At 62.3% G+C, this 15,264-nt stretch carries 15 protein-coding genes; 8 read left to right on the forward strand and 7 right to left on the reverse strand.

Annotated elements, in window-relative coordinates; translation table 11 throughout:
• Positions 1 to 133: 133 nt before the first annotated feature.
• The 5 genes from AC1Q5P_RS01485 to AC1Q5P_RS01505 all read right to left on the reverse strand — a co-directional run bounded on the left by AC1Q5P_RS01485 (position 134) and on the right by AC1Q5P_RS01505 (position 4,844).
• Positions 134 to 1,075, reverse strand: a complete 942-nt coding sequence (locus tag AC1Q5P_RS01485) for a helix-turn-helix domain-containing protein (RefSeq protein WP_492517941.1) — start codon at positions 1,073 to 1,075, stop codon at positions 134 to 136.
• 17 nt (positions 1,076 to 1,092) lie between these two features.
• Positions 1,093 to 2,334, reverse strand: a complete 1,242-nt coding sequence (locus AC1Q5P_RS01490; protein WP_039332126.1) for an MFS transporter — start codon at positions 2,332 to 2,334, stop codon at positions 1,093 to 1,095.
• Positions 2,335 to 2,368: 34 nt separating this feature from the next.
• Positions 2,369 to 2,914 (reverse strand): VOC family protein, encoded by a 546-nt coding sequence (locus AC1Q5P_RS01495; RefSeq protein ID WP_062346772.1) that lies wholly within the window; start codon positions 2,912 to 2,914, stop codon positions 2,369 to 2,371.
• 54 nt (positions 2,915 to 2,968) lie between these two features.
• Positions 2,969 to 3,988 (reverse strand): zinc-dependent alcohol dehydrogenase family protein, encoded by a 1,020-nt coding sequence (locus AC1Q5P_RS01500; RefSeq protein ID WP_244885323.1) that lies wholly within the window; start codon positions 3,986 to 3,988, stop codon positions 2,969 to 2,971.
• Between the two features lie 79 nt (positions 3,989 to 4,067).
• Positions 4,068 to 4,844, reverse strand: a complete 777-nt coding sequence (locus AC1Q5P_RS01505; protein ID WP_230487620.1) for an IclR family transcriptional regulator domain-containing protein — start codon at positions 4,842 to 4,844, stop codon at positions 4,068 to 4,070.
• Between the two features lie 139 nt (positions 4,845 to 4,983).
• On the opposite strand from AC1Q5P_RS01505, the gene AC1Q5P_RS01510 reads away from it, so the two are divergent.
• From AC1Q5P_RS01510 to AC1Q5P_RS01530, 5 genes are read left to right on the forward strand one after another with little or no spacing between them, the layout of a single operon-like run.
• A complete protein-coding gene (locus tag AC1Q5P_RS01510) occupies positions 4,984 to 6,201 on the forward strand; it encodes a Tm-1-like ATP-binding domain-containing protein (protein ID WP_492517942.1) in 1,218 nt (405 codons plus the stop codon).
• A 7-nt stretch (positions 6,202 to 6,208) separates the two neighbouring features.
• On the forward strand, positions 6,209 to 6,655 hold the full coding sequence (locus AC1Q5P_RS01515) for an acetyl-CoA carboxylase biotin carboxyl carrier protein subunit (RefSeq protein ID WP_039332404.1): 447 nt from the start codon (positions 6,209 to 6,211) through the stop codon (positions 6,653 to 6,655).
• A 1-nt stretch (position 6,656) separates the two neighbouring features.
• Complete coding sequence (locus tag AC1Q5P_RS01520; protein ID WP_492517943.1) at positions 6,657 to 7,991, forward strand: acetyl-CoA carboxylase biotin carboxylase subunit; 1,335 nt, start codon at positions 6,657 to 6,659, stop codon at positions 7,989 to 7,991.
• On the forward strand, positions 7,988 to 9,460 hold the full coding sequence (locus AC1Q5P_RS01525) for a hydroxymethylglutaryl-CoA lyase-like TIM-barrel protein (RefSeq protein WP_492517944.1): 1,473 nt from the start codon (positions 7,988 to 7,990) through the stop codon (positions 9,458 to 9,460). The genes AC1Q5P_RS01520 and AC1Q5P_RS01525 overlap by 4 nt, the downstream gene beginning before the upstream one ends.
• Positions 9,457 to 10,299, forward strand: a complete 843-nt coding sequence (locus AC1Q5P_RS01530; RefSeq protein ID WP_492517945.1) for an HAD-IIA family hydrolase — start codon at positions 9,457 to 9,459, stop codon at positions 10,297 to 10,299. The genes AC1Q5P_RS01525 and AC1Q5P_RS01530 overlap by 4 nt, the downstream gene beginning before the upstream one ends.
• On the opposite strand, the gene AC1Q5P_RS01535 is transcribed toward AC1Q5P_RS01530, so the two are convergent.
• Both AC1Q5P_RS01535 and AC1Q5P_RS01540 read right to left on the reverse strand, forming a co-directional pair.
• Positions 10,296 to 10,577, reverse strand: a complete 282-nt coding sequence (locus AC1Q5P_RS01535; RefSeq protein WP_492517946.1) for an HNH endonuclease family protein — start codon at positions 10,575 to 10,577, stop codon at positions 10,296 to 10,298. The genes AC1Q5P_RS01530 and AC1Q5P_RS01535 overlap by 4 nt on opposite strands.
• Positions 10,577 to 11,455 (reverse strand): DMT family transporter, encoded by an 879-nt coding sequence (locus tag AC1Q5P_RS01540; protein WP_492477971.1) that lies wholly within the window; start codon positions 11,453 to 11,455, stop codon positions 10,577 to 10,579. The genes AC1Q5P_RS01535 and AC1Q5P_RS01540 overlap by 1 nt, the downstream gene beginning before the upstream one ends.
• 202 nt (positions 11,456 to 11,657) lie before the next feature.
• Here AC1Q5P_RS01540 and AC1Q5P_RS01545 point away from each other — a divergent pair, with 202 nt between their 5' ends.
• From AC1Q5P_RS01545 to AC1Q5P_RS01555, 3 genes are all read left to right on the forward strand, one after another.
• Complete coding sequence (locus AC1Q5P_RS01545; protein WP_492477970.1) at positions 11,658 to 12,674, forward strand: glycosyltransferase family 2 protein; 1,017 nt, start codon at positions 11,658 to 11,660, stop codon at positions 12,672 to 12,674.
• Complete coding sequence (locus AC1Q5P_RS01550) at positions 12,671 to 14,344, forward strand: ArnT family glycosyltransferase (RefSeq protein WP_492517947.1); 1,674 nt, start codon at positions 12,671 to 12,673, stop codon at positions 14,342 to 14,344. The genes AC1Q5P_RS01545 and AC1Q5P_RS01550 overlap by 4 nt, the downstream gene beginning before the upstream one ends.
• A gap of 91 nt (positions 14,345 to 14,435) precedes the next feature.
• Positions 14,436 to 15,260: a hypothetical protein gene (locus AC1Q5P_RS01555; RefSeq protein ID WP_492517948.1), complete on the forward strand. Its 825-nt coding sequence runs from the start codon at positions 14,436 to 14,438 to the stop codon at positions 15,258 to 15,260.
• Positions 15,261 to 15,264: the final 4 nt, after the last annotated feature.

Here is a 15,264-nt window from a genome sequence, read left to right on the forward strand (position 1 = left end):
TTATGTCCGAAAGGGGCCCCTGCCCCGGAATTTCGCCAGCTTGATAGGCACTGGCGGAACTTGTCGCTTGCACTCACGCGCAAGCTGATCAGGACTGCCGCGCAAAAGTCCTGCTGCGCGGCATTCCCTTACGTCATGCTGGTGACTTTCTGCCCATTCGCCAGTCGCGCGGGGCAGCGCCGAACTGCTGCCGGAAGCAGCGCGTGAAGTAGGCACTGTCATTGAAGCCCAGCTCGAATGCGATCTCGGTTATGCTGGAATCGGGTCTGGCCACCAGCCTGTCAGCCGCGCGGCGCAGGCGCTGATCAAGGATGTAGGCCGTGGGCGTAGTACCCATCGCCGCGAAGATGTTCTGCACCGTACGAACCGATATGCTGCAGGCATCGGCTATGGACGTAGTGCGCAGGGCCGGGTCCTCAAGGTTGGCTGCAACCATTGCCAGCACGCGGCGGCGCATGTCGGCCTCGCCTGCGTCGGTTGAAGGACGCTGCGCCCCGCGTACGGCCATTGCGGCGAGATCATAGAATACGGCGTTGACACCGATTTCCCATTCCGGATCCTCTGAGGCGCGCTCGCCCTGCTGCCACAACGAAAGCAGGAAATCGTGGAACACGCGCCCGCCAGGCGTCGCGCCGCACATGCGTTGCATCAGCGCATCATCGATGCCCGGAAAACGCTCGGCCAGAGGCGCTCGCGGAAACTCGACCACAAGCAGTTCGTGGCCTGTGAGGCGGATCGCATAAGGCTGGTGCGGACTGGCCAGAACGAAGTCACCCGGCTGGAGTGTGCATTCGCTGCGCCCCTGCATATGCTCGCTGTTGCCGCGGCATTGAAGGTGGAGGATCAGGCGCTCGTCATTCTGTGGCAGAGGATTGCGCCCTACTGCCGAGTGGGATGAATCCGTGCGGATCATGTCGAGCTCGCCGACGCGCCAGGACAGCATCTTCCCCGCGAAGTCTTCTCCCGGCACGTTGACGAATGTGCCCGTAAAGGCCCGATCGGCAATCTCGTTCCAATATCGCGCCCGATCGGGGGGAGCCACGTCAGCAGTGTGAAATTTGAGAAGCGCACCCATGGTTCTTCTCCGTCGTGTCAGGCGATCGAGGGGATCGCGTTGCCGGAGCGCCGCGCAACGACGCGCGGTGCGGATTCGATAAGTCCAAGTGTCAGGAAGCCCGCCAGCACGGTGCAGCCGAGCATCAGCCACAGCGGGGCAGCAAGACCGTAAGCGTCAGCCAAGGTTCCGGCGAGGAACGGGGACAGAACCCCGCCGAGCACCTCGCCTGTCCCCATGACGACGCCTGTGAGCGTTGCGGTCAACCGCGGGTCAACCGATTCCGACGGGATCGTGGCCATGAACATCGGGAAAAGCCCGTTGAGGCCCCAGCCGAAGAAGAAGATCGCTGCGAGGACCCACGCAGACCCTTCGTAATAAAGGCCACCCAAGGGCAGGATCACACCAAGGAAAGAGAAAAAGATCATCACCGGGCGGCGGCCAATGACGTCGGAGATCGCCGGTACAGCGAAGCTGCCCAGACCCGCGGAAATCCCGAGCGTTGCCATCAGCCAGCTCATTGTGTCCGGATCAAACCCGCGCGCCTTGGTCAGGAACAGCGGCATGAAGGCCCAGCACACAACCAGATAGGAAACCAGCAGGATCGAGATCAGGGCACAAAGGATCACGTTGCGATGGCCAAATGCCTCACGCAGCGTGACTTTGGGTGCGGTGTCGTCATGCGCCTCCACCGGCGGCTCGCGCAGCGTGAACCAGATCAGGGCCGCCGTCACGAGTCCGGGGAGCGCAGCCAGGTAGAAGCCGGTTCTCCAACCAACGGCAACAGCGACGGGCACCAACAGCAAGGGCGCAAGTCCCGAACCGAGCAGATTGGAACCCAGGTTCTGCGCAACCCCCATGGCAAGGCCGCGGCGCTCAGGGGCGACCTCGGCAACAATGATAGAATGGCTGACCGGCATGACACCACCCTCGGCAGCCCCCATCAAGAGGCGCGCGCCAAGCAGCATCAGAAACGAAGAGGCGGCGCCAGAGATGAAGGAGCACAAGCAGAATGCCACCGTCGCCACTACAACCACGGGCTTGCGCGACCCCAGCTTGTCCGAGATGCGCCCGACCAACAGGCCCGACAGCGCCCAAGTGAGCGACAGGGCCGAGCTGAACATGCCGACTTGCGTGTTGCTCAATTGCAGGTCCGGCTGGACGAACGGCATCAGGAAGTTGAGCGCGTTCCGGTCAAAAAACAGGATGCCGAAATTGAGGCTGAGGAGCGCGGTAACCCACACCTGATAGCCGCTGCCTCTTGCCTGTGTGCCCTTCATCCCGGTCTCCCGTCCCTGCTATCATTGTTATGGTTCAGATGAATGGACGGACCGGGTCGGCGCCATCCCACCCTTGCGAAGCCTGCCACATTGCCGTGAAATGCGCGTCCATCCCGGGCGTGGCCGGGATCAGTTCAAGAAAGCCCGGTGCCGCAGCATTCCCCCCTTCCAGATAGGCGACGCTGCCGCCTGTCGGCACAGCAGCCTTGAACGCAAGCTTGTAGCCCCGTGCGAGATAGCCGGGCAGTTCAGCCTCTACGTCCTCGCAGGCGATGCCGAAGTGGTGGAAGCCGTAGCCGCTCTTCTCGATGGTTTCGCGGTAAACGGACGGGTTGCCGTCGAGAGGCTGTATCAGTTCGACCTGCATGTGACCGATGAAGCCCATCGCGATCGTGACATCTGCGTTCGATGGCGCGCCCCGATAAAACTGGTCGGGACCGAGAAAATGGTCGAGCAGGAAGAACGGCCCGGCGGCGCAATCCTTCTGGAAGTGCGCGATCGACGCGCGGACATCCTCGACCACGAACGCGGTCTGCATGACGCCGCCGAACGGCTGGCCGAAGCCGAGCATCCTTGCCATTTCTGTCCTCTCCGCACGCCCCGCCTCTGGCGGACGGAAGCGTACCAAATGCTGCTAAAGCGTGATTGCGACCTTGCCGAACAAGCCTGCCGATGACTGGTAAGCGTAAGCGTCGCGGGCCTTCTCGATGGGGAATACCTTGTCGACCACGGGCTCGATCCCATGCTGGTCAATGAAGGCATTCAGGCGCTCGGCCATGCCTTTGGAACCGACGAAAATGCCGCGGATCGAGGCCCCCTTGAACATCAGGCCGTGCGGGTTGGTGTCGCCCTCGCGCGTCAGCACGCCGATCAGGGCGATTTCGCCCGCGAAGCCGACCGCGGCGATGGATTGCTTGAGCGTACCTGCGCCTCCCACCTCGACGACCTTGTCAACGCCGCCACCAGCGAGCCGTGCTGCTTCGGCACCCCACTCGGGCGTGGTGCGGTAATTGATCACATGATCGACACCCAGCGCTTTCACCCGCTCGAGCTTCTCGTCCGAGGACGAAGTGGCGATGACGGTGGCACCTGCCGCCTTGGCAATCTGCAGCGCCAGGAGAGAGACGCCCCCGGTGCCAAGAACCAGGACGGTGTCCCCCGCCTTTACCGGGCGCGGTCCCTCCATGAGGGCGTTCCACGCTGTGACACCGGCGCAGGGCAGACAGGCCGCCTGCGTGAAGTCCAAGGTTTCAGCCAGCGGGACAACGCCATGCTCGGGCAGGACAACATAATCCTGCAGCATGCCCGGCGCAGGCGGTGCGCCAAGGGCTGCGCCCATGCCGGGGTTGGGCGGGCCGTCCATCCAGTCCTGGAAGAATATACCGGCCACGCGGTCACCCACCTTGAGCGAGGCAACGCCCTCGCCCACCGCGGCAATCTCGCCGGCGCCGTCGGAAAGCGGTACGGTATCCTGCTGTACGACACCGCCCATGTAGAAGCCGAGCGGAATGATCTGGTCGCGGTAGTTCAGCGAGCACGCACGAACGCGCACCAGCACTTCGCCCGGACCGGGCTGCGGAATGTCGGTCTCGTCCAGCCGCAGATCATTCAGCGACGTAGAGCCTGCGGCTATCACCCACTGGCGCATCGGCATTTTCTCCCTGTGAGACGATCATCACCGATCCAGCGTCACAAATTAATCAGTTGGACAAACCGATTTCACGGAGTGAAACCTAGTTTGGGTTGGCTTCGAGCGCCGCCGCGATTGCTCGCGCAGTTGCCTTCAAAGCTTCCAGATGTCTCTGGACAACTGCTTCGTCCGCTCCCCGCCTGCCCGGCCAGGTCACGTTGATGGTTGCTATTGGCGATCCACCCACCATGATCGGTACAGCCATCGACCGTCGCCCGTCTCGCAAGACGAGTTGCTTCGACCGATCTGGCCAGGGCAGCAGCGGATCGCGGGTTGCATACCCCCGCTGCTTTACCTGCTGCAGCATCTGCCGAAGCTCAGCCTCGCTGCCGTCAGGTGGATTGGCGGGGCGAAGGCGGTCGATGATCGAGTCGCGCTCGGCATCTCCGCATGCCGCCAAGTATGCTCTCCCAGTCGCGGTATGGATGTAGGATAGCTTGACGCCCACTGGACCGAGAATAGCAGAATCCAGCCGGAAAAGCGGGCTGTTGGTCTCGAGGATCTCCATGTGATCAAGCCGCGGGGCGGCCAGCACGGACGGCCAGGCCACCCTTGTCGAAAGCGCCTTCAGGTGTGGAGAAGCGACTTCGGCAATATGCGCAGCTGAGGTGAAAGACGCGCGTTCGATCCGATCGACATGCGGAAGGTAGGCACCATCTGCCAGACGCTGCCAAACCAGCCCTTTTTGCCCGAGGGTGACAAGCATTCGCAGCAAGGTCGCTTTGGGCAACCCCGTCGCCTGATGGAGTTCGTGCAGGCTTGCCGCCTTGCGCGTCTGCACCTCAATCAACACGTCCAGTCCACGCTCGAGCGCGCGCACGGTCTTGACCCTGCGTTCCAGCATCCATCCTGCTCCGGCAAATTCTGCGTTTCACCTTATGCAACGCAAAATCACGAAACCCCCGTGCAAAGTCAACCGCGCTGTCGCAGCAATAGGGGACGGAGAGGAAAACCTGACGATGACGAAGCCAAGCGTCCTGTTCATCTGCACGCAGGATACCAAGGAAGAGGAAGCCCGCTTCACCCGAGCCGCTTTGGAAGCGGCTGGAGTTGACGTGGTCCACCTCGATCCCAGCGTCCGCCGCACTGTCGGCGGTGCGGAAATCTCGCCCGAGATGGTTGCGGAGGCCGCCGGCATGACGATCGAGGAGGTCCGGGCACTTGGCCACGAAGGCAAGTGCCAGGATGCGATGATTGGCGGTGCAATCGCAGCAGCCCACGCATGGGACGCCAAGTCGCCCGTCTCGGGCATTCTTGCCGTCGGCGGCTCGATGGGCTCGGCGCTTGCCGGGGCACTGATGCAGAGCTTTCCCTATGGCCTGCCCAAGCTGATCGTCTCGACCATGGCCTCGGGATTTACAAAGCCATACATGGGCGTGAAGGACATCGCGATGATGAACGCGGTGACCGACATATCGGGCATCAACACCATCAGCCGCGATGTCTTCCGCAACGCCGCTAACGCCGTTGCAGGGATGGCCAAAGGCTTTGATCGCGACAAGGGCCCGGAAAAGCCGCTGGTCTTGATTACCACTCTCGGCACCACCGAAGTCAGCGTGAAGCGCATCCGCCAGGCTCTGGAAAGCGATGGCTGCGAGGTAATGGTATTCCACTCCTCCGGCGCGGGCGGGCCCACCCTTGATGGTCTGGCCACCGACAAGGACGTGGCGCTGGTGCTGGATCTTTCGCAGACCGAGATCCTCGACCATCTCTTCGGCGGGCTGGCAGACTCCGGCCCCGATCGCGGTCGCGCAGCGCTGCGCAAGGGCATACCGACGATCCTGGCACCTGGTAATGCCGACTTCATCATCGGCGGACCGATCGATGCAGCAGAAGTGCAGTTCCCCGGCCGCCGCTACCATCAGCACAACCCGCAGCTGACAGCGGTGCGAACCAAGGTGGATGATCTCAAGAAGCTGGCCGACCACCTTGCCGCAAACGTGCGCGAAGCCAAGGGGCCGGTTCGGGTTTTCACCCCGCTCAGGGGCTTTTCCAGCCACGATAGCGCAGCCGGACATCTGCAGGACCTCGGCGTGCCAGGCCCGTTCGCCGAGTACCTCGCGCAGGTGATGCCCGATCATGTGCCTGTCACCGCGATCGATTCCCACTTCAACGACGAAGCATTTTCGAGTGCGGTGATCGCCGCTGCCCGTGAATTGCTGGCCGCAAAGAACTGATCCGATGATGACCGACGACATTCCCCTGACCCACGAAGACATCGCCGAGATCGCCGAGATCCTGGAGAAGTCAGGCTACCGCGAACTCGACCTTTCGACGCGGCGCTTCCGGCTGCGCGTGGCCAAAGGCGTCGATGCACAGGGCGGCGTGACCCAGGAATGGCAATGGGCCGGATCGGGACCCGAAGTCTCGACCGAAGCAAGCGCGGCAGTCGTCGATCCGAACGCAATCTGCTCGCCCCTGCCCGGCACCTTCTACCATGCCCCACAGCCCGGAGCGCCGCCGTTCGTGCAGCCGGGCGACGAAGTCGGCCCCGAAACAGTGATCGGCATCGTCGAAACGATGAAACTGATGAACCCGGTGCACGCCGGCCGCAGCGGCACGATTGCCGCGATCGTCGTCGCGAACGGAACCTTGGTCGCCAAGGGCGAAGCTCTGGTCCGGCTGACCTGAGATGATCCACAAGCTGTTCATCGCCAACCGCGGGGAGATTGCACTCCGCGTGATCCGCACCGCGCGCGCAATGGGGATCGAAACCGTCCTCGGAGCTTCCGAAGCCGACGCTGCATCGCTTCCGGCGCAGCTTGCAGACCATGTCCAGATCGTTGGCCCCGGGCCATCATCGCAAAGCTACCTGGCCATCGATGGCGTGGTTGACGCGATGGTGAAGTCAGGCTGCGACGCGGTGCATCCGGGCTACGGTTTTCTGTCCGAAAACGCCGCGTTTGCGCGCGCAGTGCAGGCCGCAGGCGTCCGCTTTGTCGGACCGGACATCAAGACACTCGAAGGCATGGGCGACAAACTTGCAGCCCGTGCGCTTGCCGTTGAAGCTGGGCTCCCCGTACTTCCGGGCGGCGAGGCGGCAACGCGCGCCGACGTGCACGCTCGCGCAGCGCAGACGGGCTATCCGCTGCTGCTCAAGGCCGTGGCAGGCGGCGGCGGCAAGGGCATGCGCCGCGTGGATCGCGCCGAAGATCTCGACAGCGCTCTCGACATGGCTCAAGCCGAGGCGCAGGCCGCTTTCGGCAATGCAGCAGTCTATGTCGAGCGGTTCGTCGCGCGGGGGCGCCACGTCGAAGTGCAGCTTCTTGGCGATGGCACGCAGGCCATCCACCTTGGTACGCGCGATTGCTCGATCCAGCGCCGCTTCCAGAAGCTGGTAGAGGAAGCACCTGCCCCGGCCATGCCCCCAGAGGCCCGTGAAGGTATCGAACAGGCGGCCGTACGGCTCGCCCGACACATCGGCTATCGCGGCGCGGGAACGGCCGAGTTCCTTGTCGATGCCGAGGACTTCTCGTTCTACTTCCTTGAACTGAACGCACGCATCCAGGTCGAACACCCGGTGACCGAGGCAATTACCGGCGTCGATCTTGTCGAGCAGCAATTGCTGGTCGCCATGGGCAAGCCGCTGTCCCTCACGCAGGCGATGGTGCGTCCGCACGGCCATGCTATCGAAGTACGCATCAATGCCGAGGACCCGGACGCCGATTTCCGCCCGTCGCCCGGACGTGCAGTCCGCGCCGCGTGGCCGGCCGGCGAGGGTATTCGTGTCGACACTCACATCGGCATCGGGGGCGAGGTGCCACCGTTCTACGATTCGCTGATGGGCAAGCTGATTGTGCACGGCGATACGCGCGAACAGGCCGTGACACGGCTCTCCGACGCGCTGCGCTCGCTTCACATCGAAGGACTGCCAACCACCGCTTCACTCCACCGCCGTATCGTCGCCGATCCGCGCTTTATCGCTGGCGGCGTCGATACCGGCTTCCTCGCGGGACTTGCCCAATGACCGAGATCCGTCTCGTCGACGTCACCATGCGCGACGGCAACCAGAGCCTGTGGGGCGCGACCGGCCTCAACACCGCACACATGCTGCAAGCTGCTGCGCTGACTGAAGCGTGCGGATTCAGGGCGATTGACTTCACCTCATCGAGCCACATGGCCGTGGCGGTGCGCTACTTCCAGAACAATCCCTGGGAGCGTCTCCGCCGCATGTCGGCTGCCATGCCGACAACGCCGCTTCAGTTCATCACCACCGGCCTGCGGTTCATTGCCTGGCAGCAGGCGGATCCCGAGTTCATGCGCCTTGTATACCGCGCCTTGCAGGCCAACGGGGTCGGGCGCTTTGTCCTGCTTGACCCGATGCACGAAGTGCCCGCGGTGATCGAGGCGGCAAAGCTGGTGAAGGAAGAGGGCAACGCCGAGGTCATGGCAGCCCTCACCTTCACGCTTTCCGAAATACACACAGACCAGTTCTACGCCGATTTTGCCCGCGCGGTGGGGCAGAGCCCGAACATCGACCTGTTCTACATCAAGGACCCGGCAGGCCTGCTATCTATGGACCGTGCGCGCACGCTTGTCCCGGCAGTGAAGGCCGTGATCGGCAATCGCCCGCTCGAGATCCACGCGCACACCACGGTGGGCCAAGGCATGTTGGCGAGTCTCGAAGCCGCCAAGCTCGGCATTTCGGCCATTCACGTTGGCGTCGGTCCAGGCGGTGATGGCTCGTCGCTACCCGAAGCAAACCGTACGGTCGCCAACCTCGAAGAAGCAGGCTTCTCTGTCGGTGTCGACAAGGCCGCGCTCAAGCGCCTGACGGCCTACTGGCAAAGCGTCGCGCTGGCCGAGGGCCTGCCACCGGGCACACCGCAGAACTTCGACGCCAGCTTCCTCCGTCACCAGATCGCAGGCGGAGTGATGACCACCATCGCACGTCAGCTCGAGGAGCTTGGCCTCTCGGACCGGATGAATGCCGTGATCGAGGAAACCGGTCAGGTCCGAGCCGACCTTGGCTTTCCGATCATGGTCACGCCTTTTCCGCAGATGGTCATGACGCAAGCCCTGTTCAACGTGATTGGTGAGCGGCGTTACGCTCAAGTTTCGGATCAGGTTATTCGCTACTGCATGGGCAAGTTCGGCAAGCCCACTTCACCGGTCGACCGCGAGGTGCTCGCCACGATCATGGACCGGCCACGCTCGCGCGAGCTGGAGAAGGAGCCAAACTTCCCTGCTCTGGGGGATCTTCGCCGCCAGTTTGGCTACGACATGCCAGACGAGGAATTCCTTTTGCGCGCGGTAATGCCAGCCGAGCAGGTCGATGCGATGCTTGCCGCGGGACCATCGCGTGCCACTTATTCGCCAACGGTCGCCCCGATCCTCTCGCTGCTACGCAAGCTTGCCGCCAAGCCCGATGCACGCGACATCGTGATCGAGCGCGGCTCTTTCCGTTTAGCCCTTCATGCGGGAGCTGCGCTTTGACATTGACCTCGGATTTCAAGGCTCGCCTGCGCGATGCAGCCGGCTTCATTTTCGACATGGACGGCACGATTGCGCTGGGGGACTCCAAGAGCGGAGGGCACCGCGCGCTGCCGCACGCAATCGAGGTGCTGGGCGCGCTGAAGGATAGCGGGAAGCCGTTCGTCGTCTTTACCAACGGCACAGCCAAGCCGCCGGCCGCCTACGCAAACTCGCTGCGAAACGCAGGCTTTCCGGTGGACGATGACCAGATGTTGACACCATCATCGTCGGCGGCCGTATGGCTTTCGAAGAACGGGGTGAGCAAAGTGCGGGTTCTCGGCAATGCCGGTTGTGCCGCACCGCTTTCGGATGCAGGCCTCCATGTGGTCGGTCCGTCCGAAGAGGCCGAAGGTGTCGAGGCAGTTTACACCGGCTGGTTCCGAGAGTTTGACTTTGCCGCTCTTGAGGCTGCCTGCCATTCATTGTGGAGCGGTGCACGGCTGTTCACGGCCAGCAATGTGCCCTTCTTCGCCACGGAAAATGGCCGGGCAATCGGCGCCAGCTTTCCGATCAATGCCATGCTCACGGCAATGACGCGCAAACGCCCCCGTATCCTCGGCAAGCCTTCGAAGATAGCGTTCGAGACGGCACTGACGATCATGGGCCTGCCGCAAAGCGCAGCGAAAAGTGTTGTCGTAATTGGCGACGATCCGGCACTGGAAATGCGGATGGCAAATGCCGTCGGCGCACATTCGATCGGGCTTGCGACGGGCATAATGGGAACCGATGCCCAGCTTCTCGAGAAGGACCGCCCGTCAGCGCTGTTGAGCGACCTCAAGCCCCTGCTCGACGTGCTCTAGCGCTTTCTCGCCGCAGTGCGTGCGTGAAAATCGGGGTCTTTGTCCGCAATCCACACCAGAAACCGGGCAATGTCGGGATTGGCTATGAGAGCCTCCCGGTCTGCGCCGAAGCGCCCTAGTTCCCCGTTCGAAAACGTTGCGTGAAGCGTCCGGTGACAGATCGGGTGGACCGCTTCGGTCTGCCGCCCGCCCCTGCTCTTGGGTACGGGATGATGGAACTCCACGCGCTTCCCCAAGCGCCGCCCGCAAAGCCAGCAGGGCTTGGCAAGCGCGTCCATCAATCGGTCATGGCCGGTTCTGAAGGCGGCTTGCCAGCGCGCCACAGGTAAAGTCCCGCGCCAACGATGACCAACGCTCCGAAAGCTGCCACGAGATCCGGCCGCTCACCGAAGAGGACCCACCCGAACGTGCCGGCAAGCAGAAGCTGGACATAAGTCATCGGTGCAATCGACGCCGGTCCGGCCCGCGTAGTCGCAACGTAGATTAGGGCGTGAGCGCAGCTCGCCGAGATCGCGATGACCGCACACTTGATGAGGACAGGCATTGGCAGCGCAGGAACCTGGAAGAAGTGGATGCCGCTTTCGTGGCCCGCCCACGTGCCCAGGCACAGGAAACCAGCGCCGATCAGCGCCACATTGAACTGCATCGACAGCAGGCTGCCCGTACCGGCAACCTTGCGGTTGGCAACCATGAGCAGGGCCATGCCGCTTGCCGCGACTACCGGTAGCAGTGCAACCGGACCCAGCAATGAAAGATTGGGCCGCAGGATCACCAGCACCCCTGAAAACGCCACCACGGTGGCGATCCAGGTTTCCTTGCGCATCGGCTCGCCCAACAGGATCGCGGAAAGAAGGGCCGTAATCATCGGGCTGGTAAAGGAAATGGCCGTTGCCTCACCGATGGGCATCAGGTGGACAGCGCTGAAGAAGCTTACGGCCGACATAGCCACGCTCAAGCCACGCAGAACCTGCCAGCGCAGTTTCGGGAAGGCAAAACCCCGGGGCCCCTCGCGAACGAGCAGGATAATGCCGAGCCCCAGTGCTCCGAACACATAGCGCAAGGCTGCGATTGCGGTACCGGGCCACGCGCCTGCCATGCTCTTTACCAGCACATCGCCCAGCGAAAGTAGAGCAAAACCGCCAAGGGCAAAGAGCAATCCGGATCTGTGACTATCCTGCAAGATGCGAAATCCCGTTGCCCTTGTTGAACCGGTTATTGATCATAACCGAAGTCCTAGCGGGATGGACACGACAGCTCCAGTGCGAAGTGCGGCACTTTACCGGCAGTTAACCATGGCAGCTTAGGAATACGGAGTTGCGGGGCACCGGGGGCGCCGCCACAAGGACGGAAACGGGGCCATGACCAAGCTGATCATCCAGATACCCTGCCTTAACGAGGCTGACAGTCTGCCTGACACGCTGGTCGCCCTGCCCCGGCGAATCCCCGGCATAGACAAGATCGAGATACTGATCATCGATGATGGCAGTACCGACGGCACGGCCGAAGTTGCCCGGCGCTTCGGAGCGCATCATGTTGTCAGTCACCGCCGCAACCGCGGTCTGGCCGCCGCATTCCAGAGCGGTCTGGACGCCGCCCTTGCCGCTGGCGCCGATATCATCGTCAATACCGATGCCGATGGGCAATACGCTGGTGAGGACATCGCCAAGCTCGTCGCACCGATCGTGGCAAACGAGGCCGATCTGGTCATCGGTGATCGAGGCGTGGGTCGGAATGAACATTTCGGACCGATCAAACGCTGCCTGCAGCGCCTTGGCAGTGCCGTCGTGCGAAACCTCTCGGGCACCGAGGTCACTGATGCGGTCAGCGGCTTCCGTGCGATCAGCCGCGCAGCAGCGCAGCGCATCACCATCACCACCGAATTCAGCTACACGACCGACATGCTGATCCAGGCAGGCCGCAAGCGCTTCAAGATAGTCAGTGTCCCGATCCGCACCAATGCGACCGAGCGCCCAAGCCGGCTGTTCAAGTCAATCCCTCAATTCATCATGCGCCAGTTGATGACCATGGGGCGGGCATACGCCACCTACAATCCCCTGCGAACGTTCGCCGTGATTGGTGGTACCATTGCATTAGTCGGCTTGCTCCCGGTCCTGCGCTTCCTGGCCCTGTGGGTCATGGGCGACGGTGCGGGCCACATCCAGTCGCTGGTGCTCGGCGGAGCACTTATCGTCATGGGAACTCTTACGGGACTCCTCGGCGTCCTGGCCGAACTCATCGGCGCCAACCGCAAACTCCTAGAGGCAGCGCTTGGGCATATTCGCAGACTTGAACAGGACATCGCGACGCTCAAGGACGGCAGCTCGCCGCATACTGGTTGGTCTTCGAACAATGGCTCGGACAAGGAAGCGGCATGACTGCCGCATTCCAGGCGGCGACCTCTATCAAACCGACCGTGAACCACGGTGACAGATCGTATCTGATCGCACTATGCTCACTTCTCATTGTATCGGCCCTGCAACTCCAGCTTACGTTCAATCGCGCAATCAATTGGGACGAGTTCTGGCATTACAGCCTGACTGTCCTGGCGATGAAGGGCGAGCTGGACCAGCCACTGCAGACGTTTTTCACGCGGGCATTCATGTGGGTGCCAGCGCTGCCCGGCAATGCAGTGGACCATGTGGTTTTGATCCGCCTGTTCATGTTCGGCTGCGAACTGGTGACTCTGGCCTGCGTTGCCAGCATCGCGATGCGGTTCAGCGACAAGACAACCGGCCTGCTATCCGCGCTTGCCTATCTGTCGGCGGGCTACGTCCTGCAGCACGGCACGTCTTTCCGCTTCGATCCGCAGGCAACTGCGCTCCTGATGGCAAGTCTGTGGGTTCTGCTGAGCCGTCCGGCAAGCCTGCCATGGATGCTGTTCGCCGGCGTTCTCGGCGGATTGGCGGGCCTCACCACGATCAAGTCCGTTCTTTACGCACCTGCTTTCGCAGGCGTGTTCTGGCTTCGCTGGACCGTAGCCGGCAAGGATCGCGCCTACCTCAAGGCCGTGGCCGCGATGGTCGCTGCAGCGGCGCTGACCTTTGTGGTTGCCTATGCGTTTCATGCCAGCAACATCAGCGAAGCAAGCGGGCGCGGAGCGAAAGACATCGTCGGCGCATCGGCAGAAAAGATGTTCAGCCTTACGACCCATCCTTACTGGCGGCACAACGTCAAGGGCGCAATATTTTCGCCTGCCACGACGCTTCTGGTGCTTGCGGTGCCCGTTGTCCTGTTGCGCAGCGACCGTCCCGGCGCAGAGCGTGTCGCTCTGGCGGGACTTTGGCTGCCGCTTACGACGCTGGGTTTCTACCATAACACCGCGCCGTACTATCACGTCTTCATGCTGGCACCGGTGACGACATCAGCATGCGTCGGGATCCGGCTTGCCACCCGGCGCTACGGCACGTTGCTGGTCGCCCTGTTCCTGATGGTCGGGGCAGCGATAACCATGAGCCGCGAGGAGACCGGCACGCTGGAAAAGCAGCGCCTGCTGGTTGCTGCAGCAAACGAAATCTTCGGCTCGCCGGTAGGCTACTTCGACAGTTGCGCCATGCTTGGGCAGTTTCCCAAAGCCAACGGCTTCATGACGCCATGGGGCACCGAGCGCTACTTGCGCGGCGAATTGCCGAGCCTTGAGCAGATCCAGCGCGAACGCGTAGTCCCGCTGGTGGTGAACGACGACCAGATGTTTGCCAATGCGTTAAACTCGAAGGCAGACGTTCCGCAACTTCTGCCTTCCGATCTTGCGATGCTGCGCAAAAGCTATTTGCACTTCTGGGGTCCATTCTGGATCGCGGGTTTCGACCTTCCACAAACTACAGCGCCGTCAATCTTCACTGTGGTGGTACCCGGTCTGTACACCGTTGCCTCCGGCAGAAGCATCGTCATCGACGGTGTGCGTCATGAATCCGGTACCGTAGTCAAACTGGAACGGGGGCCGCACAAGGCGTTCACGAACGCCGGAGCCGCGCGCCTTCTCTGGGGACGAGGCCTTCGCATTCCCACGCAACCAGCGCCGTCCGAACCTTACTTCACGTCGTTCTGAAACAATGAAGCCGGCCTCAATCTTTGCCCTCCAGATCGACTGGCTCACCGACCTGCGCGGAAGGATACAGTCCCTTGTTGCGCGCCGAAGAATGCCGCTGCTTCTTGCGGCTACCGGACTTTTCGCCAGCGGCAGCTGGTACGCCTTTCGGACGCTTGGTCTGGCCCCACGCGATCTTGATCCCCAGGCGCTTCTGGCCACTGTGCTGCTCATGCCGCTCTCGCTGCTCTACTCTGGACTGGGGTTTGCCCTGCTTTCACGCTGCGCGGGGGCACGCAACACCCTTAAACAGGCCACGATGATCGCTTCATACGGCACCTTGGCCGAAGCCCTTCCCATACCGGGCGGAGCAATGGTCCGGGTCGGCGCGCTGATGGCGGCTGGAGCCAGCGCTGCGCAAAGTTCGCTATTGGTGCTGATGACGGCGGTGCTCTGGATTGCACTTGCAAGCCTTGGATGCAGCTTTGCCCTATGGCTTCATGAGGCCAATGCCAGCTGGGTGATGGCCGTGGCAGGCCTGATGGGAATGTTACCAACGATCTTGTGGATGCTGCGGCATGTCGGGGTAGTGCTGACTTTGTTGACGGTCGGCCACCGCCTTGCCGGATTGGCCCTGATTGCGCTGCGCCTTCATATTGCACTGCTTTGTCTGGGATTGCACGTACCTCCGATGCATACGCTCCCGTTTGCCCTGGCCAACATTGCTGGCTCTGCTGCTGCCATTGCTCCAGCAGGCCTTGGCATCAGCGAGAGCCTTGCGGCGCTTGTTGCAAATTCCGTCAAAGTTGCGCCAGCGGCGGCGTTCCTTGCCGTGGGGCTTGATCGCCTTGCCTGCCTGACGGCGAGCGCCGTTGCCGTAGTGGCAAATCTGATGTCGAAAGCACCGAACCGATCATCCCTGGGCGATGACATATGAATGG

It is taken from the genome of Novosphingobium sp. GW835-FHT14H07 (assembly GCF_058793515.1).